This window comes from Comamonas sp. GW821-FHT11H03 (genome assembly GCF_058807955.1).
On sequence record NZ_JBXARF010000001.1, the window covers coordinates 743876 to 766106 of the forward strand.

20 protein-coding genes are annotated in these 22231 nt (G+C 63.3%); 9 read left to right on the forward strand and 11 right to left on the reverse strand.

All coding sequences use genetic code 11. The features are described 5' to 3' along the window. Positions 1-32: 32 nt before the first annotated feature. Positions 33-1193: an ABC transporter substrate-binding protein gene (locus AC1RTQ_RS03475; protein ID WP_492874285.1), complete on the reverse strand. Its 1161-nt coding sequence runs from the start codon at positions 1191-1193 to the stop codon at positions 33-35. A gap of 161 nt (positions 1194-1354) precedes the next feature. Between AC1RTQ_RS03475 and AC1RTQ_RS03480 the strand changes: the two genes are divergently transcribed. The 5 genes from AC1RTQ_RS03480 to AC1RTQ_RS03500 all read left to right on the forward strand — a co-directional run bounded on the left by AC1RTQ_RS03480 (position 1355) and on the right by AC1RTQ_RS03500 (position 8185). Further along, a complete protein-coding gene (locus AC1RTQ_RS03480; RefSeq protein ID WP_492874287.1) occupies positions 1355-3418 on the forward strand; it encodes a molybdopterin-containing oxidoreductase family protein in 2064 nt (687 codons plus the stop codon). Positions 3419-3613: 195 nt separating this feature from the next. Continuing rightward, complete coding sequence (locus tag AC1RTQ_RS03485) at positions 3614-5173, forward strand: sensor domain-containing diguanylate cyclase (protein WP_492874288.1); 1560 nt, start codon at positions 3614-3616, stop codon at positions 5171-5173. A gap of 306 nt (positions 5174-5479) precedes the next feature. Then, positions 5480-7075 carry a flavin monoamine oxidase family protein gene (locus tag AC1RTQ_RS03490; protein WP_492874290.1) on the forward strand — a complete coding sequence of 532 codons (1596 nt, stop codon included), beginning with the start codon at positions 5480-5482 and terminating at the stop codon, positions 7073-7075. Between the two features lie 30 nt (positions 7076-7105). Beyond that, positions 7106-7603 carry a c-type cytochrome gene (locus AC1RTQ_RS03495; RefSeq protein ID WP_492874291.1) on the forward strand — a complete coding sequence of 166 codons (498 nt, stop codon included), beginning with the start codon at positions 7106-7108 and terminating at the stop codon, positions 7601-7603. An 18-nt stretch (positions 7604-7621) separates the two neighbouring features. Further along, positions 7622-8185, forward strand: a complete 564-nt coding sequence (locus AC1RTQ_RS03500; protein ID WP_492874293.1) for a RidA family protein — start codon at positions 7622-7624, stop codon at positions 8183-8185. An 18-nt stretch (positions 8186-8203) separates the two neighbouring features. On the opposite strand, the gene AC1RTQ_RS03505 is transcribed toward AC1RTQ_RS03500, so the two are convergent. The 5 genes from AC1RTQ_RS03505 to AC1RTQ_RS03525 all read right to left on the reverse strand — a co-directional run bounded on the left by AC1RTQ_RS03505 (position 8204) and on the right by AC1RTQ_RS03525 (position 13730). Next, positions 8204-9829, reverse strand: a complete 1626-nt coding sequence (locus tag AC1RTQ_RS03505; RefSeq protein ID WP_492874294.1) for an MFS transporter — start codon at positions 9827-9829, stop codon at positions 8204-8206. Beyond that, the gene (locus AC1RTQ_RS03510; protein WP_492874296.1) at positions 9819-10226 is read right to left on the reverse strand and encodes a DoxX family protein; all 408 of its coding nucleotides are present in this window, start codon (positions 10224-10226) and stop codon (positions 9819-9821) included. Before AC1RTQ_RS03510 ends, AC1RTQ_RS03505 begins: the two co-directional genes overlap by 11 nt. Position 10227: 1 nt before the next feature. Beyond that, on the reverse strand, positions 10228-12117 hold the full coding sequence (locus tag AC1RTQ_RS03515; RefSeq protein ID WP_492874297.1) for an amidohydrolase: 1890 nt from the start codon (positions 12115-12117) through the stop codon (positions 10228-10230). A gap of 130 nt (positions 12118-12247) precedes the next feature. Further along, entirely contained in the window at positions 12248-12925 is a 678-nt protein-coding gene (locus tag AC1RTQ_RS03520; protein ID WP_492874299.1) for an isochorismatase family protein, read from the reverse strand. 85 nt (positions 12926-13010) lie between these two features. Further along, entirely contained in the window at positions 13011-13730 is a 720-nt protein-coding gene (locus tag AC1RTQ_RS03525) for a pirin family protein (RefSeq protein WP_492874300.1), read from the reverse strand. Positions 13731-13907: 177 nt separating this feature from the next. On the opposite strand from AC1RTQ_RS03525, the gene AC1RTQ_RS03530 reads away from it, so the two are divergent. Continuing rightward, positions 13908-14810, forward strand: coding sequence for a LysR family transcriptional regulator (locus AC1RTQ_RS03530; protein WP_492874302.1), 903 nt, complete (start codon positions 13908-13910; stop codon positions 14808-14810). A 109-nt stretch (positions 14811-14919) separates the two neighbouring features. On the opposite strand, the gene AC1RTQ_RS03535 is transcribed toward AC1RTQ_RS03530, so the two are convergent. From AC1RTQ_RS03535 to AC1RTQ_RS03545, 3 genes are all read right to left on the reverse strand, one after another. After that, positions 14920-15894 (reverse strand): Bug family tripartite tricarboxylate transporter substrate binding protein, encoded by a 975-nt coding sequence (locus AC1RTQ_RS03535; RefSeq protein ID WP_302088847.1) that lies wholly within the window; start codon positions 15892-15894, stop codon positions 14920-14922. Between the two features lie 98 nt (positions 15895-15992). After that, positions 15993-17027, reverse strand: a complete 1035-nt coding sequence (locus tag AC1RTQ_RS03540) for a TraB/GumN family protein (RefSeq protein ID WP_492874304.1) — start codon at positions 17025-17027, stop codon at positions 15993-15995. Positions 17028-17051: 24 nt separating this feature from the next. Beyond that, complete coding sequence (locus AC1RTQ_RS03545) at positions 17052-18122, reverse strand: fumarylacetoacetate hydrolase family protein (RefSeq protein WP_492874306.1); 1071 nt, start codon at positions 18120-18122, stop codon at positions 17052-17054. A 109-nt stretch (positions 18123-18231) separates the two neighbouring features. Between AC1RTQ_RS03545 and AC1RTQ_RS03550 the strand changes: the two genes are divergently transcribed. The 3 genes from AC1RTQ_RS03550 to AC1RTQ_RS03560 all read left to right on the forward strand — a co-directional run bounded on the left by AC1RTQ_RS03550 (position 18232) and on the right by AC1RTQ_RS03560 (position 20778). Continuing rightward, complete coding sequence (locus AC1RTQ_RS03550; RefSeq protein ID WP_492874308.1) at positions 18232-19023, forward strand: IclR family transcriptional regulator; 792 nt, start codon at positions 18232-18234, stop codon at positions 19021-19023. Between the two features lie 25 nt (positions 19024-19048). Beyond that, positions 19049-20194, forward strand: a complete 1146-nt coding sequence (locus AC1RTQ_RS03555) for a DUF3108 domain-containing protein (protein ID WP_492874310.1) — start codon at positions 19049-19051, stop codon at positions 20192-20194. Positions 20195-20478: 284 nt separating this feature from the next. Then, entirely contained in the window at positions 20479-20778 is a 300-nt protein-coding gene (locus AC1RTQ_RS03560; protein WP_302088842.1) for a BTH_I0359 family protein, read from the forward strand. Between the two features lie 96 nt (positions 20779-20874). Here AC1RTQ_RS03560 and AC1RTQ_RS03565 read toward each other — a convergent pair whose 3' ends face one another. Continuing rightward, positions 20875-21120 (reverse strand): hypothetical protein, encoded by a 246-nt coding sequence (locus tag AC1RTQ_RS03565; protein ID WP_304351768.1) that lies wholly within the window; start codon positions 21118-21120, stop codon positions 20875-20877. Next, positions 21117-22217, reverse strand: a complete 1101-nt coding sequence (locus AC1RTQ_RS03570) for an AbrB family transcriptional regulator (RefSeq protein ID WP_492874313.1) — start codon at positions 22215-22217, stop codon at positions 21117-21119. The genes AC1RTQ_RS03565 and AC1RTQ_RS03570 overlap by 4 nt, the downstream gene beginning before the upstream one ends. Positions 22218-22231: the final 14 nt, after the last annotated feature.

A 22231-nucleotide genomic window follows, 5' to 3' on the forward strand; every position in this document is an offset into this window, starting at 1 on the left:
GAGAGAGCTTGCGCCCTGCGCACCTCAAAGCCTCACACCCGGACCTTTCCGTCGCCCGTGAGCATGGACAGCTCCACAAAACGGGGCTTGCCCGCCTGTGCACGAAATGCGATAGGAAAGCCCGCAACCTGCTGGCCATTCATGGCCTCCAGCGCCGCCACCAGGCCATCGCGCTGCAGGCGACCTGCGGCAGAGGCAGATTTCAGCGCTTCGCTCACGACACGGGCAGCCAGATAGCCTTCCATGCTGGAGTAATCTGGCTGCAGCGACGCACCGCCTTTGTGCAGTGCGGCCTGAAACTCACGCGCCAGGGGATGCGAGGTCTTGAAGGGCGAGGGAACGACCTGGGTGACCACCACGCCCTCGGCCTCCTTGCCAAGAGCCTGCGCCAGTGCAGAAGTGCCCACGAACGACACGTTGTAGAACTGACCGCCATAGCCTGCCTGGCGTGCCACTCGCACAAAGGCAGCGCAGGCCGCATAGGTGCCGACCTGCACGATGACATCGGCACCCAGCGGCACCAAAGTCTTGACGGCCTTGGCCACATCCTGGGAATTTCGCTCCACCGTCGCGGCACCCACGGGTTTGAGGCCATGGCCTTGCAGCGCCTGCATCACCCCCTCAAGACCTGACTGGCCATAGGCGTCGTTCTGGTGAAACACCGCGATCTTCTTGAGGCCCAAAGAAACCAGTTGTCTGACCATGAGCGCGGTTTCATCGGCATAGGAGGCACGCAGATTGAAGACCGTCTGCGCCAGCTTGGGGTCGCGCAGGCCGGCGCCCCCCGTCAGTGGAGCAATCAGCGGCAGCCTGGCTTTCTGCAGCAAAGGCAGTGCGGCCATGCTGGTGGAAGTGCCCAGATAGCCGAACAAGGCCATTACATCGTCGGCAATGAATTTCTGGGTATTGGCCACGCAGCGCTCTGGCTCATAGCCATCGTCCAGCGTGCGCAGCTCCACCTGGCGGCGGCCAATGCCGCCCTGGGCGTTGAGCTGATCGAAGTACAGCTTGGCACCCTGCACAAACTGTATACCCAGCTGCGCTGAAGGGCCGCTCAGCGCACAGGACTGCCCGAGCACAATGGGTCCGCTCGAATCCTGGGCATAACTGGCGCCGGTCCAACTCCCGGCTGCCACAGCTGCACCAGCAGTCATGAATTGACGACGATTCCACTCCACTCGCTTGTCCTGCATTGCTCTCGATCTCTTTCTACGGGCTACTCATTGGTACGGGCTGGATCGGCCCGTTTCTGGGGTCTTGCATCTCAGGTTTTTTGACATGGATGCGCGCCGCATAATAGGCCCATAAAACGGTCTTCAGCCGCAAACCGGCCCAGATTTTTCGAGCCCACGACATGCCTCATATCGCTCAAGTACGCGGCGCCTGCCCGCATGACTGCCCGGACACCTGCGCCCTGGTCACCACGGTGGTCGATGGCACCGCCACCAAGGTGCAAGGCAATGCAGAACACGCTCACACGGGCGGCGTGCTCTGCGCCAAGGTCAGCAAGTACACCGAGCGCACCTACCACGCCGGGCGAGTGCTGCAGCCTCTCAAGCGCAGCGGCCCCAAAGGCAGCGGCCATTTCACCCCCGTGAGCTGGGACGAAGCGCTGAGCGATATTGCCCAGCGCCTGCACGGCATTGCCCAGCGCGCGCCTGAAGCCATACTGCCCTACAGCTATGCCGGCACCATGGGACTGGTGCAGAGTGAGAGCATGGACCGGCGCTTTTTTCACCAGTTGGGCTCCAGCCTGCTGGATCGCACCATCTGCGCCAGTGCCGGCAGCGAGGCGCTGACTGCCACCTATGGCGGCAAACTGGGTATGCGTGTGGAGTTCTTTGCCGAAAGCAAGCTGATCCTGATCTGGGGCAGCAACAGCATTGCCAGCAATCTTCATTTCTGGCGCTATGCGCAGGAAGCCAAGCGCCAGGGCGCCAAGCTGATCTGCATAGACCCGCGCAAGAGTGAGACTGCCGACAAATGCCAGGAGCACCTGCAACTGCTGCCCGGCACCGATGCGGCACTGGCTCTGGCGCTGATGCACGAGCTGATCGTGCACGACTGGCTGGACCATGACTACATCGCCCAACACACCCAGGGCTGGGACGCACTCAAGGCCAGAGCATTGCAATGGCCGCCCGAGCGCGCCGCCAGTGTCTGTGGTCTGAGCGTGGAACAGATTCAGTCCCTGGCACGTGATTACGGCACGACCAGACCAGCCGCCATTCGCCTCAATTACGGTATGCAGCGAGTGCGCGGCGGCGGCAACGCCGTGCGCGCCGTGGCCTGCTTGCCGGCTCTTGTCGGCGCCTGGCGCCACCGCGCTGGCGGGCTGCTGCTGTCCGCCTCGGGGGTCTCGCCTTTCAAGCGGACTTCTCTTCAGATGCCGCAGTTGCTGGGTGAGCGTCGCCCACGCACGCTGAACATGAGCCAGATTGGCGATGTGCTGCTGCATGAGGGCGATACCAGCTTCGGCCCCAAGGTGGAAGCCGTCGTTGTCTACAACAGCAATCCCGTGGCTGTGGCGCCAGAGTCAACCAAGGTGGCCGCTGGCTTTGCGCGCGAAGATCTGTTCACCGTGGTGCTTGAGCATTTCTTGACCGACACCGCAGACCATGCCGACTATGTGCTGCCCGCTACCACGCAGCTCGAGCATTGGGACATCCACGGCAGCTACGGCCATACCGATGTGCTGCTGAATCGCCCCGCTATCGAGCCCCAAGGTCAGGCGCGCAGCAACGCGCAGATCTTTCGCGATCTGGCCAAGCATATGGCCAGGCTGGACTCCGCTTTTGCGGCAGCATATTTTTCTGAGTCTGATGAAACTCTATGCCGCGCAGCAGTCTCGGACACGGCTATTGATTTTGAAGAGCTGCTGCAACAAGGCTTTGCCCATATACCGCTGCCCGATGCGCCGTTTGCCGAAGGCGGCTTTGCCACGCCATCGGGCAAATGCGAATTCGACAACCCCGCACTGGCGCGGCTGGGCATCAACACCTTGCCCGACTATCTGCCCAATTACGAGCCGCCCACGACGGTCTACCCGCTAGCCATGATCTCGCCGCCCGCACGCAACTTTCTCAACAGCAGCTTTGCCAATGTGGCCAGTCTAGCCCGCATGGAAGAGCGTCCGCTGCTGGAGATGCACCCCGATGACGCCGCTGCGCGCGGCATTGCCGACGGTGACCAGCTGCGCGTCTTCAACCGGCGCGGCGAGCATGTCTGCCACGCCGCCATCAACGGCCGCGCTCGCGCCGGCGTGGTGGTGGGCCTGGGCATCTGGTGGCGCAAGCAGGGAGCCAACGGCACGAATGTGAACGAGCTGACACATCAGCAGCTCACCGATATTGGCCGAGCGCCCTGCTTCTACGACTGCGCAGTACAGGTGGAAAAGTTCAAGGAGTTGTCAGCCTGACGCAGCTGCATTGTGGTTGACCATGAGCAGAGCCACGGCGCGAGCAACCATAATGCAGGCACTCAATGAATATGCGGCCGGTGTCTGAGCCTGTCAGAGCACACAGGCACAGCGCAGAGCCGCCCTGCTCTCGCGACATCATCTGTGAAGAAATCTCTCCCCTGGCATCGCCGGCTTGCGCCTGACCGGCTTGATTTGCGTCGACTGATACTGGCCCTGACCATCTGCAGCGCGCTGATCCCGTTTCTCAACACCTTCTATGCCGGCTATCTGGTGCAGCGCCAGCAGCTGATAGACAACACGCTCGAAGGTCACCATGCCTATGCGACCAAGCTGGCGCAGAGCACGGATGATTTTCTGCAATCCGCCCTGCAGCAGCTGGAATACAGCGCCAATCTGATGGGCGCGCACATGGACGACGTGGACTATCTGGGCAGGGAGGCCACACGTCTGCGCTTGCAAACCAAGAGCTTCAACTCCGTCACCATCATCGACCCCACGGGCTATGTGCTGGCGACATCGCCCGAAACCCTGCAGATCATGGGTAAGACGCTGCAAAGCGCCGGAGTGACACAGACATTGAGCACTCGAAGGCCCGTCATCAGCCAGCCCTATATGTCCACGGCCGGCAACTACATCGTCTTTGTCTCCCAGCCCATTTTTGGCCCTCAGGGCGAGTTCCTCGGTGCGGTAGGCGGCAGCATCTACCTCAAGGAAGACAGCATTCTCGACACCCTGCTGGGCTCGCACTTCTACCAGGACGGCACCTATGTCTATGTGGTGGACAGGAACAAGCACATCATCTATCACCCCGACAACCACCGTATCGGCGATCAGGTGATCAACAACGATGTCATCAACGCCGTGATCCGGGGCGAGTCGGGTACGGCGCCGGTGGTCAACAGCAAGGGCGTGGAAATGCTGGCCGGCTATGCCATCATCCACGCATCGGGCTGGGGCATTGTGGCCCAGCGTCCTAAGGCGGCCACGCTGGCCCCGCTCAACAAGCTGATGCGCTCCGTGCTCTACAAGACCCTGCCCATCGCCCTGCTGATGCTGGTGGTCATCTGGTGGAGCGCGCGCCGCATTGCCAGCCCGCTGCGCCAGCTCGCCAACGGCGCGCACGATATGGACAAGCCCGAGACGGCGCAGAACATCCAGGCCGTCAAGTCCTGGTACTTCGAGTCCTACGAACTCAAGAAAGCCATGCTCAAGGGCCTGGGCCTGCTGCAGCGCAATATCACCAAGCTGCGCGAGGATGTGAACACCGATCCGCTGACAGGCCTGGGCAATCGCCGCCATCTGGAGGCTGCTATCAGCGCCTTTCAGACGCAAGCGCTGCCGTTCTCGGTGATTGCCATCGACATCGATCACTTCAAGCATATCAACGACGGCTTTGGCCACGATACAGGCGACGAGGTGCTCAAACGGCTCGCACGCACCATGCGCGAGGTCTCGCGTGTCGATGACCTGCCTTGCCGCGTGGGCGGGGAGGAGTTTCTGCTGCTGCTGCCAGGCACGGCGCTGGAGGCCGCCGCCCATGCCGCCGAGCGTCTGCGTCAGTTGGTCGAGAAGATAGAGATGCCGCCAGTGGGCCATATCACGATCTCGCTGGGCGTGGCCCACTGGCCCGACAGCGATCCCGATATCAAGGCCGTCTTCCAGCAGGCCGATGCCATGCTCTACGCAGCCAAGCGAGGTGGACGCAATCGTGTCATGGTCAGTGAGGCCAGCGAGCCTCCCTGCGAGCTCTGAACCCGGCAGCACCGTAGTTCCGGCCCCCTCTCAAGGCGTATCCGCTGTCACAGCAGATACGCTTTTTTTCAGCTCATTCATTGTGTGACTCCACTGCACCAATTTGGTCATTGATGCTTCAAATTAGTGAGCATGCACCATAAGCGTCAAGAGGATTGAACGCAGATTGATCTGAATTACATAACAAGTAACTGATTTTATTGATCTAAAGCCTTGAGCCCCCTGCCCTGGCACAGCTCTTGCTGAAAACCCTTGCCCCGCAGCCCCGGATGGACAGCGGAATACACAACAGCAAAGGAATTTCAGATGCCAGAGCCAAGCAAGCATGTCAGTCGCAGACAACTGCTCTCGATGATCGGAAAGGTTGCGGGCGGCAGTGCCATGTATCAAGCCATGAGTTCACTGGGATATGCTGCCGAATCGCATTACAGCGGTCCGGTCAGGCTCGGCAACGCCAGACCTGGTGCATCGGTTCTGGTGCTGGGCGCTGGCCTGGCAGGCATGGTGGCAGCCCACGAGTTGCGTGCGGCCGGCTACAAGGTGCAGTTGCTTGAATACCAGAGCCGCGCCGGAGGCCGCTGCTGGACGCTGCGCGGCGGCGATGAATTCAGCGAACTCGACGGCACGCGCCAGAAAGTGGGCTTTGCCAAGGGCAACTACTTCAACCCCGGCCCCTGGCGCGTGCCCTACCACCACCATGCGATGCTGGATTACTACAAGCGCTTCGGCATCAAGCTCGAAGCCTTCAACCAAGTCAACTACAACGCCTATCTGCACAACAGCAAAGCCCTGGCTGGCAAGCCTCAGCGCTTTCGCCATGTGCAAACCGATGTCTACGGCCATGTGGCCGAGCTGCTGTCAAAGGCTACCAATCAGGGCGCACTGGACCAGAACGTCAGCCGGGAAGACAAGGAACGCCTGCTGGAGAGCCTCAAGGCCTGGGGCGTGCTGGACAAGGAGTACCGCTACCGTGCCAGCAATGCGGTCAGCGATTTCCGTGGCTACGACATCGACCCTGGCGGCGGCATGATGGCGCTGGCTAAACCTTCGACGCCCATGGGCCTGCACGAGCTGCTCGAATCCAATTTGTGGCGCCAGATGGGCGTGGGCAATATCTACGAATTCCACAGCGCCATCTTCCAACCCGAAGGCGGCATGGACATGCTGGCCCAGGCCATGGCACGCGATCTGGGCTCTGCCATCCGTTACAACGCCAAGGTCACCAGGATCGCCCAGAGCGACAAGGGTGTAACCGTGGACTATGTGGACGCCCTCAAGCCCGGTGCCACGCTGCAGGCCCGCGCCGACTGGTGCGTGTGCACCATTCCGCTGTCCATCCTGAGCCAGATCGAAGTGCAGGCCGGCAGCGCCATGCAGAACGCGATTGCTGCCGTGCCCTACGGTAGCTCCATGAAGGTCGGACTGGAATTCAAGCGCCGTTTCTGGGAAGAGGACGAGCGCATCTACGGCGGCATCAGCTACACCGATCTGCCGATCCAGCAGATCTCCTACCCCTCCACCGGCTATATGGGCAACGGCCCCGCCGTGCTGCTGGGCGCCTATGCATTCGAGAACTCCAACAGCTACCGTTTCTCCTCGCTCAAGCCGGCCGAGCGCGTTCGTCTTGCGCTGGAGTATGGCGCGCAGATCCATCCGCAGTACAAGCAGGAGTTCCTCAACGGAGTGTCAGTGGCCTGGCATCGCATGCCCTGGATCAACGGCTGCTTCGGCAACTGGACCGATCCGCTGCGCGAGCAGCACTACAAGGATCTGGCCCAGATCGACGGTCGCCTGGTGCTCGCGGGCGAGCATGTCTCGTACATCCCCGCCTGGCAGGAAGGTGCCGTGCTGTCCTCGCTGGACGCCATCCAGCGTCTGCACGCCAAGGCCTCCAGCCTCTGATCGCCCATGTCTGCCACAAGGAACTTCACCATGCACACATTGCACCGTCTTTGCGCCGCTTGCGCCCTGGCCCTGGGTCTCTCCGGTGCCGTCCTGGCCCAATCACAGGGCATGAAAACCCAGGATATAAAAAACCTGCAAACGCTGCAATCTGCCGCCGTTCTTTCCATCTCGCCCGCTGATACCCAGGCGCTGATGCAGAACTTCTCTGCGGTCCGCCCACGCTTCAGCCAGAGCGGCGGAGAGACCCTGTACCAGGCGATCTGCCAGGGGTGCCACATGGTCAAGGGCGAAGGTGCCAAGGGCGCGGGCTTCTACCCGGCGCTGGCCTCCAACCCCAAGCTGGCAGCTGCTGCATACCCGGCCTCTGTTGTCATGAACGGCCTGCACGGCATGCCGTCCTTTGCCAGCAAGCTGTCCGATGAACAGATTGCCGACGTCGTGAACTATGTGCGCAGCAACTTCGGCAATCAGTACGCGGACAAGCTGTCTGCCGCCGACGTCAAACCCTTTCGCGCCACCCCATAAATCCATTCAGGAGATCACATGAACGTTCCATCCATCTTCAAGACCGCCACTACCGCCGCCCTTCTGGGTACGGCAGTCCTGCTCACCGGCTGCGCTGCCACCACCTCCGGCAGTGGCGATGTCCTGCGTTACAGGACACCGGGCTCGACCTTCCCCATCGCCGCAGCCGTGGAAATTCCCACCGACGCCCGCACCGTCTACCTCTCGGGCAAGGTGCCGCCCGTGGTGGACAAATCCAGGCCTGCCACTGATCCTGCTGCCTACGGCGGAGATACCGAGGGCCAGACCGTCGCCATCCTCAAGAGCCTGGAAGAGCAGCTCAAGAGCATGAATCTCGGCATGAGCGATGTGGTGAAGATGCAGGTTTTCCTTGTGGCCGATCCCGCCAAGGGCAACAAGATGGACTTTGCCGGCTTCATGCGTGGCTACACCCAGTTCTTTGGAACGGCTGTCCAGCCCAACCTTCCCGCACGTTCAGCCTTCCAGATTGCAGCCCTGGCCAACCCGGCCTGGTATGTGGAAATCGAGGTCGTGGCCGTGCGCGCCGGCCTTGCATGTATCTCCTGCCACGTCAGCGACTAAGGCTGACTTCAGAGTCGCTCAGTGGGCAGGGGAATCCGTTTCCTGCTGGGCGCTGCGCGCATCAAGTGCCAGGAAGTGGTGGACCACGGGCTTGCCCGGCCCCTGGTGGTAGCGCAAAGCGGCGGCCTGCAGATCGGCGTCAGCCTTGGACACGCGACCGTGCTGTCGCAGGTGCTCGGCCCAGGACTCGACCAGGAACCACTCGATCACCCGGCCCGGCTCGCCGGTGTGCTCGGCCACGCCCCAGGCATAAGCCCCATCGCGACGGCGCTCCTCGGCCACTTGCTGCATGGCCTGGAAAAAGGCGGCCAGGTCTTGATGCGCAATCCGGTACTCGATCTGAATCATGACCGGGCCACGGTCGTGGGCCACGGGTTCTGCCAGCAGGGGCTCGGGCCAGTGGTTGGACGGCTGCAGATCGGCTTCGCCGCCAGGCAGCTTGACGCGGTGGAAGACCAGGGACACCAGCACCAGGCCCACGGCTCCGATCAGCAGCGTGACCGGCAGCCCCAGCTGGCCAGCGATCAGGCCCCAGCCCAGGCTGCCCAGGGCCATGGCGCCGTTGAACACCATCAGGTAAATGGCGAGACCCCGGCCGCGCACCCAGTTGGGCAGCACCGCCTGGGCCACGCCGTTGAGCGTGGTCAGCGCGACAATCCAGCCCAGCCCCAGCACCAGCATCAGCGCCACGGCAGCCCACTGGGGCGGCGCCAGGGCCAGGACGCCCATGACCAAGGCCGTCACCACAGAAGCCAGCAACACCAGACCGTCAGTATCGAGGTGCTTGCGCAACTTGGGCAGCAGCACGGCGCCCAGGATGGCACCGGCACCTACGGCGCCCAGCATCACACCGTAGAAACCGGCCGTGCCGCCCAGCATGCGGCGCGCCACCAGGGGCAGCAGGGCCCAAACCGAGCTGGCGAATAGGAAGAACACGGCAGCGCGCAGCAGCACCACATGCAGCTCGCGGCTGGCACGGGCATAGCGTACACCGGCCCGGAAGGCGCCAAAGAACTGCTCGTTGAGTGCCGAGGCCTCGGCCTTGGGACGCTTCCACCAGATGAGGGCGGCGATCACAAACACATAGCTCAGCACATCAAGGCCGTAGGCCGCCGCAGCGCCGAAGCTGGCCAGCAGCAGACCACCGGCGGCCGGGCCGATGGCACGCGCGATGTTGATGCCCAGGGAGTTCAGCGCCACGGCGCTCTTGAGCTCGCTGCGCGGCACCAGCTCGGGCACGATCGACTGCCAGGTCGGGCCCATGAGGGCGGCCCCGATGCCGCCGACAAAGGTCAGGGCCACCAGGTATTCCACCGTGAGGGTGTTGGTCTGGGCCAGCACCAGCAGCGAACCGCTCACGGCTCCCAGCAGCACCTGCACGGCGATCAGGAAGCGGCGACGGTCCAGGATGTCGGACAGCACGCCGGCCGGGATGGCCAGCAGAAAGACCGGCAGCGTGGCCGCCGTCTGAATCAAGGCCACAGCCGTTGGGCTGGACGAGAGTTCGGTCACCATCCAGGCGCTGGCCACATCGCGCATGAAGCTGCCGATATTGCCCAGCACCGTGGCGGCCCATAGAACAGCAAAGACGGGGATGGCCAGGGGCGCAAAGCTGCCCGAGGCGGTTTTTTGGTTATCCGGCATGGGAGCCTCCGAGATCGTGCCAGGCGACGAGCAACATGCCGCCGACCAGGCCCCAGTGTTCAAAAAATGCATTGGCAGTACGCTGGCGCTCGGCCTGCGGCGCTGCCCAGAAACGGTCGGCCAGCAAGGCCGCCAGCACCGTGAAACCTGCGAGGGCCAGCGCCCCCAGCCAGCGGTACCAGCCCGTGAGGATCAGGGCCGAGGCCGCTAGCTGCAGCACCAGGACGGCCGCTGCAATGGGAGCAGCCGGGGTCAGCCCCAGGGCCTTCACCTCGGCCACCGCCCCGCGGAAGTCCCGAGCCTTGTACCAGCCACCTTGCAGGTAGGCCGCACACAGGCACAGCAGGGCCAGCGACTGCAGCCAGGGAGCGGTGGCTGCAGCGTGCAACGCACCCATATCACACCGCCCAGCAGGCGCAGCCCAGGGCGCCCCAGAAGCCCTTGAGATCAGCCACGGGCAGCTTGCTGCTCCAAGCCGTGGCATGGGCGTGGCCGTGCATGTTGCAGTTGCTGGCGCAGCCGCAGTTGGCTGCCGCGTTGCGCATCACGGACTGCAGCGGCGCACCTTCCTGCACACCCCAGGCGCCATAGCCCTTGAAGGTGCGCACGGGGGACCAGTCAGGCATAGCCAGGGGCGGGGCCGATTCGTCGAAGTCGGCGAAGACGCCGACGCCGTAGACCACCTTGCCGCCCACCACGGTGAGCAGGGCCGAGGTGTCGGCGATGTCGGACTCGGGGCAGGCGAAGAAGTCGCGGTCGGGCACGATGAGGTCGGCCAGCTGGCCCACCTGGATACGGCCTTTCTTGCCCTCTTCATTGCTGAACCATGTCACGTTTTCGGTCCACATGCGCAGCGCCTGGTCGCGGCTCAGGCAGTTGCGCTGGGGCGTGAGCTGCAGACCGCCAACGGTCTTGCCCGTGATCAGCCAGGACAGCGAAACCCAGGGGTTGTAGCTGGCGACGCGGGTGGCGTCGGTGCCGGCTGACACGTTGACACCTTTTTCCAGCATGCGCTTGACAGGCGGTGTGGCTTCGGCCGCAGCGGCGCCGTAGCGCTCGACAAAATACTCTCCCTGGTAGGCCATACGGTGCTGCACGGCCACACCGCCGCCCAGGGCCGCGATGCGGTCGATGGACTTTTCGGAAATCGTTTCGGCGTGGTCGAAGAACCAGTTCAGGCCGGCCAGGGGAATGTCTTCATTGACCTTCTCGAACACATTGAGGGCGCGGTCGATGGTCTCGTCGTAGGTGGCGTGCATGCGCCAGGGCCAGCGGTTCTGGGCCAGGATGCGCACCACCTCTTCCAGCTCGCCTTCCATGCCGGGGGCCAGCTCGGGCTGGGGCTGGCGGAAGTCCTCGAAGTCGGCGGCCGAGAACACCAGCATTTCGCCTGCACCGTTGTGACGGAAGTAGTCCGTGCCCTGCTTGTACTGCGAGGTGGCGGTCCAGCGCAGAAAGTCGTCCTTCTCTTCCTTGGGCTTTTGCGTGAACAGGTTGTAGGCCAGACGGATGGTGAGCTGATCGGCATCGGCCAGCTCCTGGATCACGTCGTAGTCATCGGGATAGTTCTGCATGCCACCGCCCGCGTCAATGGCGCCGGTCACACCCAGGCGGTTGAGTTCGCGCATGAAGTGGCGCGTGGAATTGACCTGGTAGTCGCGCGGCAGCTTGGGGCCCTTGGCCAGCGTGGCGTAGAGGATGGACGCATTGGGCTTGGCAAGCAGCAGGCCCGTGGGGTTGCCGGCGCTGTCACGCAGGATCTGGCCACCGGGCGGCTCGGGCGTGTCCTTGGTGTAGCCCACGGCGCGCAGGGCGGCGGCATTGAGCAGGGCACGGTCGTACAGGTGCAGGATGAAGACCGGGGTATCGGGCGCCACGGCATTCAGCTCAGCCAGCGTGGGCAGGCGCTTTTCCACAAACTGGTGCTCGCTGAAGCCGCCCACCACGCGCACCCACTGGGGCGCAGGAGTCACATCCACCTGGGCCTTGAGCATGGCCATGGCATCGGCCAGGCTCTTCACGCCGTCCCAGCGCAGCTCCATGTTGAAGTTCAGGCCGCCGCGGATCAGGTGCAGGTGGTTGTCGATGAGCCCAGGCAGCGCACTGCGCCCGCCCAGATCGATGCGTTGGGTCTGTGGGCCGGCCAGGGGCAGGACCTCACGGTCGCTGCCGACGGCGCTGAAGCGGCCCTGGCTCACGGCCACGGCCGTGGCTGTGGGCTTGCTGCGGTCCAAGGTGGTGAAGCGGCCGTTGAACAGGATCAGATCGGGGGTGGTGGGCTGGGTCATGGTGTGCCTAGGGGGGTGTCAGCAACGCAAAGAAGGGAGGAGAAGGCCGGCGAGAGCGCAAAAAAAGAAGACTGGGGCCGAGGACCACAGGCGCAGGATACGGCCGCGCAGCAGGCCCCTGCCGTTTTTTTTAGCCTTCGTGGGCGCCGAACATGGTCTTGGCGTAGGTGATGCCGATGCCGTAGCCGCCACCCAGCTTCTTGGCGATGCCCGTGGTCATGTCATAGGTCTCGGTGCGAGCCCAGTCACGCTGCATTTCCAGCAGATATTGCAAGGACGTGATGGGCTGGGCACCTGCCTGCACCATGCGGTCCATGGCGCGGTTGTGCGCTTCTGTCGAAATGTCGCCACAGGCATCGGCGATCACAAAGACCTCAAAACCCTGGTCCAGAGCCGACAGGGCCGGTCCGACGATGCATACGCTGGTCCAGAGGCCGGCCAGCACGATGCGGGGCTTGCCGATCTCATTGACCTTGTTGATCACGGCCTGATCTTCCCAGGTGTTCATCGAGGTGCGGTCCATCAGGGCCTGACCGGGGAAAGGCGCGGTCACTTCCTCGAACATGGGGCCGGAGAAGCTTTTTTCGGCCACCGTGGTAAGGATGGTGGAGGCGCCGAAGCCTGCTGCGGCCGAAGCGACCAGCGCGGCGTTGGAGCGCAGCTGCACAGGATCGATGGAGTGCGTGGCAAACGCCATCTGCGACTGGAAGTCGATCATGATCAGTGTGTGGTCATGGGGGTTGAGCAGCTTGGCACCGGGCTTGGCGACGGCGACGGGACGGGCGATGGAAGCGTTGGCGTTGGACATGGTGAAACTCCTGGGTAAAAGGTGAGCGAGAGGCTGCAGGGAAAACAAGAAAGCCGAATGAAAACCGGGGTATGAAAACTGTTGCTTACAAGGTGGGCAGTTCACGGGGGCGCAGGTCAAAGACCAGCACCTCGGCGCCTTCACCGTGATCGAAGCGCAGGGCCCCGGCGTTGCGGATGCGGGCACCGTCGCCTTCGGACAGGCGCTCTCCGTTCACGCTGAGGCTGCCGCGGGCCACATGTACATAGACATGGCGCTCGGGCCCCACATCGAGTTCGGCAGACTCTTCGCCGTCGAACAGGCCGGCATAGACCCGGGCGTCCTGGCGCACGGCCAGGGTGCCGTCTGCGCCTTCGGGGGCGATGATCAGGCGCAGGCGGCCGCGCTTGTCGGCATCGTCCACATGAACCTGCTGATAGCGTGGAGCGGCGCCGCGTTCGGCGGGCACGATCCAGATCTGCAGAAAGTGCACCGGGTCCTGGGCCGAGTGGTTGAATTCGCTGTGCTCCACGCCGGTGCCGGCGCTCATCATCTGCACATCGCCGGGACGGATCACCGAGCCCGTGCCCATGGAGTCCTTGTGCTCCAGGGCGCCGTCGAGCACATAGGAGAAGATTTCCATGTCGCGGTGACCGTGGGTGCCGAAGCCCTGACCGGGGGACACATGGTCGTCATTGATGACCAGCAGATCCGAAAAGCCTTGCTGATTGGCGTCGCGGTAGTGGCCGAAGGAGAAGGTGTGGCGCGATTGCAGCCAGCCATGGTTGGCGCGACCGCGGTGGTTGGATTGGCGAACTTCAAGCATTTTCATCTCCAAAAAAATCGATCGGTTTCACACTTACTGCTGCAGGCATGTTTGCCTTGTTTCGCTGCGTTTCGTGTTGCGATGGATGAAGTATCAGCGGCCAACAAAGGTCAAATATTGAAAGAAAAATGCTTTAATCATCGAAAATTTCGATGATTATTTTTTACGCACATCACCATGCTCAAACTCTCTCTGGAAGCCATTGAACTCGTGGATGCCATCGCGCGTTATGGTTCTTTCGCCAGCGCAGCCGAACGGCTGCACAAAGTGCCATCAACCATCTCCTATGCTGTATCCAAACTCGAGGAGCAACTGGGCCTGAACCTTTTCATGCGCAACGGCCCGCGCGTAAGCCTTACGCCAGCGGGCGAGGAACTGCTCAAGGAAGGGCGCTGGCTGCTGGCAGCCGCGCGTCAGCTCGAATCGCGGCTGCGCCAGATCGCCACGGGCTTCGAGACCGAGGTGCGCCTGGTGCATGACTCGCTGATCCCGACCAGCGCCTTCGGCGCCGACATTCAGGCCTTCGAGGCGCTGAACAGCGGCACGCGCCTGCGCATCGGCAGCGAAACGCTGACCGGCACCTGGGAAGCCCTGCGCGAAGGCCGGGCCGACCTGATCGTGGCGGCAGGAGAAGGCCCGGCCGGCGGCGGCCACAAGGCGGTGGCCGTGGGCCAGCTCGATTTCGTCTTCTGCGTGACGGCCAGCCACCCGCTGGCGCGATTGGGTCGGCCACTGGCGCGCAGCGACCTTCTGGAACACACCGCCGTGGTGGTGGGTGACGGCGCGCGCTCGCTGACCGACCGCACCGTGGGCCTGCTCACCGGCCAGCGGCGCATCACCGTGCCGAGCATGCAGGCCAAGATCGAATGCCAGGCCGCCGGGCTGGGCCACGGCTTTGTGCCGCGCGCGTGCGTGCGTGTGGAACTGGAGACCGGGGTGCTGGTGGAGCTGGCGGTGGAGGAACCTCGTCCGCCCGAAACCTTCTGGCTGGCCTGGCACAGCGATGCCCGCGGCCGGGCCCAGCAATGGTGGCGCGAGCGCCTCAGCCGTCCACTGCTGCCGGGCATACTGCCCTATTGAAACGGCCCTGCAACTCAAGGAGGCAGGGCCGTGGTGATGCGAGCCGGCGAGGTCTGCGGCAACGGATCACGCCATGCCCAGGACCTCGCGAAGCTCAGGGAAGGGACGATCAGTCCAGCTTCACGCCAGCAGTCTTGATGACCTCACCCCAACGCTTGGCTTCGGTGCGTGCCAGTTGGTGGAACTGCTCGGGCGTGCCGGGCAGGGCTTCCATGCCGAAGTCGGCCATGCGCTTGACCACGTCGGGGTCCTTGAGGGCTTTTTGCAGGTCTGCATTGAGACGCTGCACGATGGCTGGCGGCAATCCCTTGGGACCCAGAATGCCCTGGAAGGCATAGACCTCGGAATCCTTGAGACCCAGCTCGGCCAGCGTGGGCACATTGGGCAGATTGGGGACGCGCTTGGCCGTGCCTATGGCCAAAGCCCGCACCTTGCCCGACTGAATCACCGGCAGGCCCGATGCCAGATCCAGGAACATGCAGGGCACCTGGCCGCCCATCACATCGGCCAGCGCGGGCGCGGCACCCTTGTAGGGGATATGGGTCAGACTCGTGCCAGTGCGATTCTTGAACAGCTCCATGGCCAGATGGTGAGGCGAGCCATTGCCGGGGGAGGCGTAGTTGAGCTTGCCGGGGTTGGCCTTGGCATAGGCCAGGAATTCCTTGAAATCCTTGGCTTCGAACGCGGGGTTGACCACCAGCGCCATGGGGAAGCGGCTGATGCCGCCCACATAGGTGAAATCCTTGTCAGGGCTGAAAGGCAGCTTGCTGAACAGGTGCTCGTTGAACGCCAGGATGGCGTTGTCGGCCGACATGATGGTGTAGCCATCAGGCTTGGCCGCAGCAACGAGCTGGCCGCCGATATTGGTCGAAGCGCCGGGACGGTTGTCCACCACGATGGTCTGGTTCAGCGTCTTGCGCATGGACTCGGCCACAGTGCGGGCCAGCACATCGGTACCGCCTCCGGGTGGGTAGGGCACAACCCAGCGCACAGGGTTGGCGGGCCAGTCCTGCGCCATGGCGAAGGGGGATGCGGCAGCAGCCGAGCTGGCTGCCACGGCAGCCAGGAATTGACGACGATCCATCGTTTGTCTCCTTGAGGGTGATGTAGGGGGTTGTGGAATGATTTTTAGACCCCGCCAGGCTGCCTTTTCTATTAATTGATAGCTGCCTGCGCTTGTCTCTATTCGGTTTGAATCGGCTTTGACTCCGATTTCTGCATGGGTGGCAGTTTGAAGCTCACGCGCTCGACCTGATAGCCTTTCTGACGCAGCAGCTCAGGCAGGCCCTTAGGCCCGACCATGTGCAGCGCACCCACGGCAGCAAACACGGTCTTGCCCTGCTGGAGCTGACGAACAATGCCATCTGCCATGCCCGGATTGCGTCCATCCATGAGGCGGGCGTACTTGAGCCGATCACGCTCGGTCTTGATGCAGTCGCACCAGTCGGCATAGTTCTCCAGCTGTTTTTCATTGCCGCTGGCCCAGATATTCGCCAGCTGCTGCAGGATTTCCGGAGCCTTGGGGTCATCAAGCTGGTCCAGCCCGTCGCGCACGCTTTCCTGCACCTCCAAGGGATCGTCGGAAAGCAGCTCCTCGAGCTGGGTCTGCGCCGACTCCAGCCCCAGCACGGGCTTGTGCAATGCATGGGCCATGCCTGCCAGCAGCAGATCGGCGCCAAACTCGGCCACCAGCCCCTGCTTGCGGCCCAGTTGGCTGACCAGTCCCAGCAGCTGGGCGTCCGGGCGTTGTGTGCTCAGATGCTCGGCACAGGCCTGCTTTCGCTGCTGCGCCAGCCGGGCTTCCAGCTCTGCGGGCAGCGCAGGGGCGTCGACACGGGCCTGGAAGCCTTCGATCAACTGCTGCATGACCTGCGGATTCAGCACATCAAGCTCCAGCGCCAGCAGGTCCGCCCCATACATGGAGCGCACGATGGTGCGGCCGGGCAATATCCACTCCCGCTTGCCCACATGCAAAGTGCCGTAAAGCCAGCTGGTGCGCTCGCCGTCCTGCACGCGCCAGAGCAGGCCTCTGTCCTGCATATGGGGGGCCATGGCCTGCACTTCGGCCGGCGTCGGCGGGCTGAACGGCGGCGGGCAACTGGCAGCAGGTTCGGCGGCTGGCTCTGCCGCCATGGACAGGCCCGTCAACAAAACGAGCGCCATGGCCGGCACGGCCTTCAGAGGCAAAATCCAGCGCGAGAGATTAAGACTTGGCATGGGCATGGCGGCTGGATCGAGGGTTCAGTCTTCGGAGCCATCCAAGGACTGCCCCTCTGGCTCATGATCCCTGCTGCCGCCGGGCGGCGCAATGTTCTGGTCGATGGCACCGAAGATGCTCTGACCGTCCTTGCCCTTCATCTCGATGCGGATGGTGTCGCCGAACTGCATGAACTCGGTCTTGGGCGCGCCGTCCTGAATGGTCTCTATGCAGCGCTTTTCAGCGATACAGCTATAGCCCTTGGGCCATTCCATGCGCTTGTTCTTGCCGCTGCCGGTCTCCACGCCCTTGTTGCTCACCGTGCCGCTGCCCACGATGGAGCCGGCGCGTACATTGCGGGTCTTGGCGATATGGGCGATCAGCTGGCCGAAGTGAAAAGTCATCTCCTCGCCTGCATCGCACATGCCGACCTTGCGGCCGTTCCAGGTGCTCTGCAGCGTCAGATGCAGGCGGCCGCTCTTCCAGGCATCGCCCAGCTCGTCCAGCGTCACGGCCACGGGACTGAAGGCCGTGGCGGGCTTGCTCTGGAAGAAGCCGAAGCCCTTGGCCAGTTCGCCAGGTATCAGATTGCGCAGGCTCACGTCATTGGCCAGCATGACGAGTCGGATGCCGTCCAGTGCATCCCTGGCATCCGTGCCCATCGGCACATCACCGGTAACGACGGCGATCTCGGCCTCGAAGTCTATGCCCATGGCCGTGCTGGGGACGATCACATCGTCGCAGGGGCCGATGAAATCATCGCTGCCACCCTGGTACATCAGCGGGTCGGTGTAGAAGTTGGCCGGCACCTCGGCATTGCGCGCCTTGCGCACCAGCTCCACATGGTTGATGTAGGCCGAGCCATCGGCCCACTGATAAGCTCGCGGCAGCGGTGCCATGCAGCGCTGGGGATCGAAGGGAAACGCGTGGCGGGCCTTGCCGTGATTGAGTTCGTGTGACAGATCCTGCAGCTGGGGGGCCATGTAGCTCCAATCGTCCAGCACCTGCTGCATGCGGTTGGCAATGCCGGTGGCATAGCAGGCCTGGCTCAGGTCACGCGAGACCACGACCAGTTGCCCGTCGCGCGAGCCATCCTTGTAGGTTGCCAGTTTCATTCTCTGTCCCTCTGCTCACGGCAGCGGTGCTGGCACAATGCCAGACAACGCTAGCCAAAATTACGATTGGTTAAATTGATTTAACTAAACAAAACACAATTCTATTGCAATGGAAAAGGAACGCGCAGGGATTCAGTCGGTCGAAGTGGGTTTCTCCCTCGTCGAGGCGCTGGCACAGGCCAGCGGACCGCTGATGCTCAAGGATGTCGCCGCCGCCGCCGGCATGAGTGCCGCCAAGGCTCACCGCTACCTGGTGAGCTTTCAGCGCATCGGTCTGGTGACGCAGGACGAACGCAATTCGCGCTACGACCTGGGTCCCGCAGCGCTGAAGATCGGCCTGGCCTCGCTGGCCCGCCTCGACCCGGTGCGTCTGGCGCGTGAGCGCATCCCGGCACTGCTTGAGTCCCTTAATCACACGCTGGCCATCGCCGTCTGGGGCAATCATGGCCCGACCATCGTGCATTGGGAGGAATCGGCGCAGTCCGTCACCGCCAACCTGCGCCTGGGCGACGTCATGCCCATGCTGGCATCGGCCACGGGGCGCTGCTTCGGCGCCTGGCTGCCGCGCGAGGCGACGGCCGCATTGCTGGAGCCCGAAATGGAGCGCGCACGCAAAGCCCGGCGCCAGGACCTGCCCCAGACCGAGGAGGCCGTGGCGGCCATGCTGGCCGAGGTGCGCGATCGCGGCACAGCCCGCGTGGTCGACACCGTGCTGCCGGGCATCGTGGCTTTTTGCGTGCCGGTCTTCGACGCATCCGGCCATATCGTGCTGGGTCTGATGACCCTGGGCTCGCTGGCGACTTTCGACCCGGACTATGGTGGCGCCATAGACGCGCCGCTGCAGGCGGCTGCCCGCCAGCTCTCCAGCGATCTGGGCTGGCGCGCCGATCCCAACCACTGAAACCCGCAATCTCCGAATCACGCTCATGGGCCGCTCCCCTCAGGCAAGCCAGGCACACAAGACTCTGCTGCCCATCACCGGCTTGGTGTTGGCAGCCCATGGGCTATTGCTCTGGGGTCTGCCCGAACTGAGCCCGCCGGACAAAGCAGCAGACGACCAGATCGTGATGGAGACGCGCATGCTGCAAGCGCCCCCTCCTCCGCCGCCTGCACACGAAGCGCCCAAACCTGCCCCAGTTCCGGCGCCCAAACCCCAAGCTGCCTCCCGGGCGCCAGCGCCGGCTTCTGCTCCCGTGCCGGACGAACAGAAATCTGCGCCCAATCAGCCTCCAACCCAGGAACAACAGCCGCAAGACGCTCCTGAAACAGAAGCACCCACCAATACAGAGCAGCCCGCTGCTGCAGCAGAGACAGCTCCCGAGCCCGTGGCCGAGCCTCCCGAAGCCAATGGTGCCGATACGGACCGCCCCATCCAGGTCACGCCCGCAGGCAGCGCGCCGCTGCCGCCTGGCTCTGTGCTGCCCGTCACATTGCCCAACTCCGCCACGCTGGAGTTCAATGCCTCGGGTCAGGTCAAGGGTTTTCAATACTCGGCCGATGCCCAACTGCGGTGGCAGCATGACGGCCAGTATTACCAGGCCAGGCAGTCGATCAGCATGTTCTTGCTGGGCGAGCGCGCCCAGACCAGCGAGGGGCTGATCACACCCAAGGGCCTGCAACCACTGAACTTCAGCGACAAGGGTCGCAAAACCCAGTCCGCAGCCTTTGATGTGTCCAGCGGCAAGGCGCACTACAGCGGCGGCCAGACCGATGCGGCCATTGGCGATGGCGTGCAGGACCGCCTCAGCGTGTTTCTGCAGCTCTCGGCCCTGATGGCTGCCGCCCCTGAAAAATATCCGCCAGGCACTCTGATAGAGCTGACCACCAGCAGCGCACGCTCAGCCGTGCGCTGGCAGTTCCGCGTGGGTGCCAGCGAGGCGCTGGAGCTGCCATTTGGCAGCGTCATGGCGCTGCGCCTGGACAAGCTGCCCGGCAAAAGCAGCAGCGACCAGCACGGTTCGGTCTGGCTGGCACCGTCCATGCAATACCTGCCCGTGCGCATCAAGCTCACCCAGGGACAGGACGACTTTGTCGATCTGCAGCTCAAGAAATATCTGCCCGCGCCGCAATAGCCTCCATGCCGCACCCTGGCGTAAACCCCGGGAGCACCGCACCCGAAGCGCTCACTCACCTTGCAGCCAAGGCCTGCAACCTGCATCGACTCGGGCTGAACGCTGTCGCGCCGTTCAAGGACTTGCCTACTACAGATCGGGAAAGCCGGTTGCCCACAACCATGTCAAATCCGTGGAATACTGTGCTCAAGTGCCAAGAGCAGGCATTTCCACCTTGAAATGCGGCACCCTGTCGCCATATCCATGGCAGGCATGCTCATAACGGAAGTGAAAGGAGGAACACCATGCAAATGCTTTACGACTCTGAATCCTTTGCGGTGCTCCATCTGCGTCCCGATATGGAAGCAGACGCTCCGGCAGGCAAAGCCAAGGCCGAGACCAAGCAAGCCCATCAACTGCCCCGCCACGGCTTCGAGATCGTGGACAAGCGCTCGGGCAAGGAGGTGTATCTGGATGGCTCCTGGGCCGAAATGTTCCAGAAGCAGATCCTCGCCTGGCAGCAGGACGCCCCCACCGAGGAAGAGGTGGAGGAAATTCTCGACACCTACACGGGCCTGGCCCAGCAGCCGGTCATCATTCACTGAACCACGTACCAAAAGCCACTCGACAAAAGCCACTCGAAAGAGTGGTTTTTTAATGCCTGAAAACGGCTACATCGCTGATCCCCCGAGCGCCTGCCGCTATGACTTTCTGCACAACAGCAGCCACACCCAGACAGTCAGCATGCCGCCCAGAAAGCCCAGCAGCCACCCTCCCGCCCCCAGCGCCAGCCAGTAGCCCCAGTCAATGCCTTGCTCTGCGCAGTGAATCTCGCACTGGGGGTTGTGCTCCCAAGCCATCCACATCAGAAGTCCGGCCACCACAAAGCCGGCGCAGGCGCTGATGATCAGGACCGACCTCCAGGGATTTCGCCTAATGCGGATCATGGCCTCGCCCCCGGCAGTGCTTTGTTCAGCCTCCGGTACAGCGGCGCCACCAGCAGCAGTACGGCAATCAGCCGGCAGACCTGGAAGGCCGTGACCACGGGAACGCCCAGTTGCAGCACCTTGGCGGTGATGGCCATCTCGGTAATGCCTCCCGGCGATGTGCCCAGCAGCAAGGTCACCCAGGGCAGGCCTGTGCCCCAGTGCAGCAGCCAGGCAAAGCCGGTGCAGACGGCCATCAAGCCCACGGTACCCAGCGCCACCATACCCAGCCAGCGCGGAGCCGTGTGCAGGAATTCACGTCGAAAACGCACTCCCAGGCTGACGCCGATCACCAACTGGGCGGCATTCATCAGCCATTGAGGCACGGCAGACAGCTCCAGGCCTGCCATGGTCAAGCCCATGGATACGGCCAGCGCGCCAAGAAACCAGGGATTGGCACGCCCGAGCTTGAGCATCAGCAATGCCCCCGCGCCAGTGGTCAGCACCAGCCAGGCAAAGCCGGGCCATTGCACGGTACGCACGCTGGGCAGCGTCAGGCCAGGATCGCCCTGCAATCCTGCCCATTGCAGGGCAAAAGGAATGCTCACCGTCACGATCACCAGCCTCAGGCTGTGCGCTGCAGCCACCAGATCGGTGCGCGCATGCTCGCGCTCTGCCAGCAGCGTCATCTCCGAGGCCGCGCCTATCGCGCCCGAGAAATAGGTTGTGGCGCGCAAGCGCTCTTTATCCATACCCGGCTGCGCCAGCATGGAGGCGGCCTGCACGCGATACAGCCAGCACCCGAAGGCCCAGCCCAGCAGCAAGGCCCAGGCAATGGCCAGCGCAATCGCCCACCACAGGCCTGCCACCAGCTCGGTCACGGCAGGAGTGAAATACAGGCCCAGTGCTCCGCCTATCGTCCACTGCCCCAGATCGCGCAGCCTGGCCCAGCTTTGGGTGGGAGCTCCGCCAATCGATAGCAGCGAGACGGAAATCAGTGGCCCCAGCATCCAGGGCAGCGGCGTATGCAGCATCAGACAAAGCTGTGCAGCCAACCAGGCCAACAGCAAGGTGGCGGCCACACGAGCCAGAAACGCGGGGGGAGGCAATACGGACATGTGCACGGGAATCC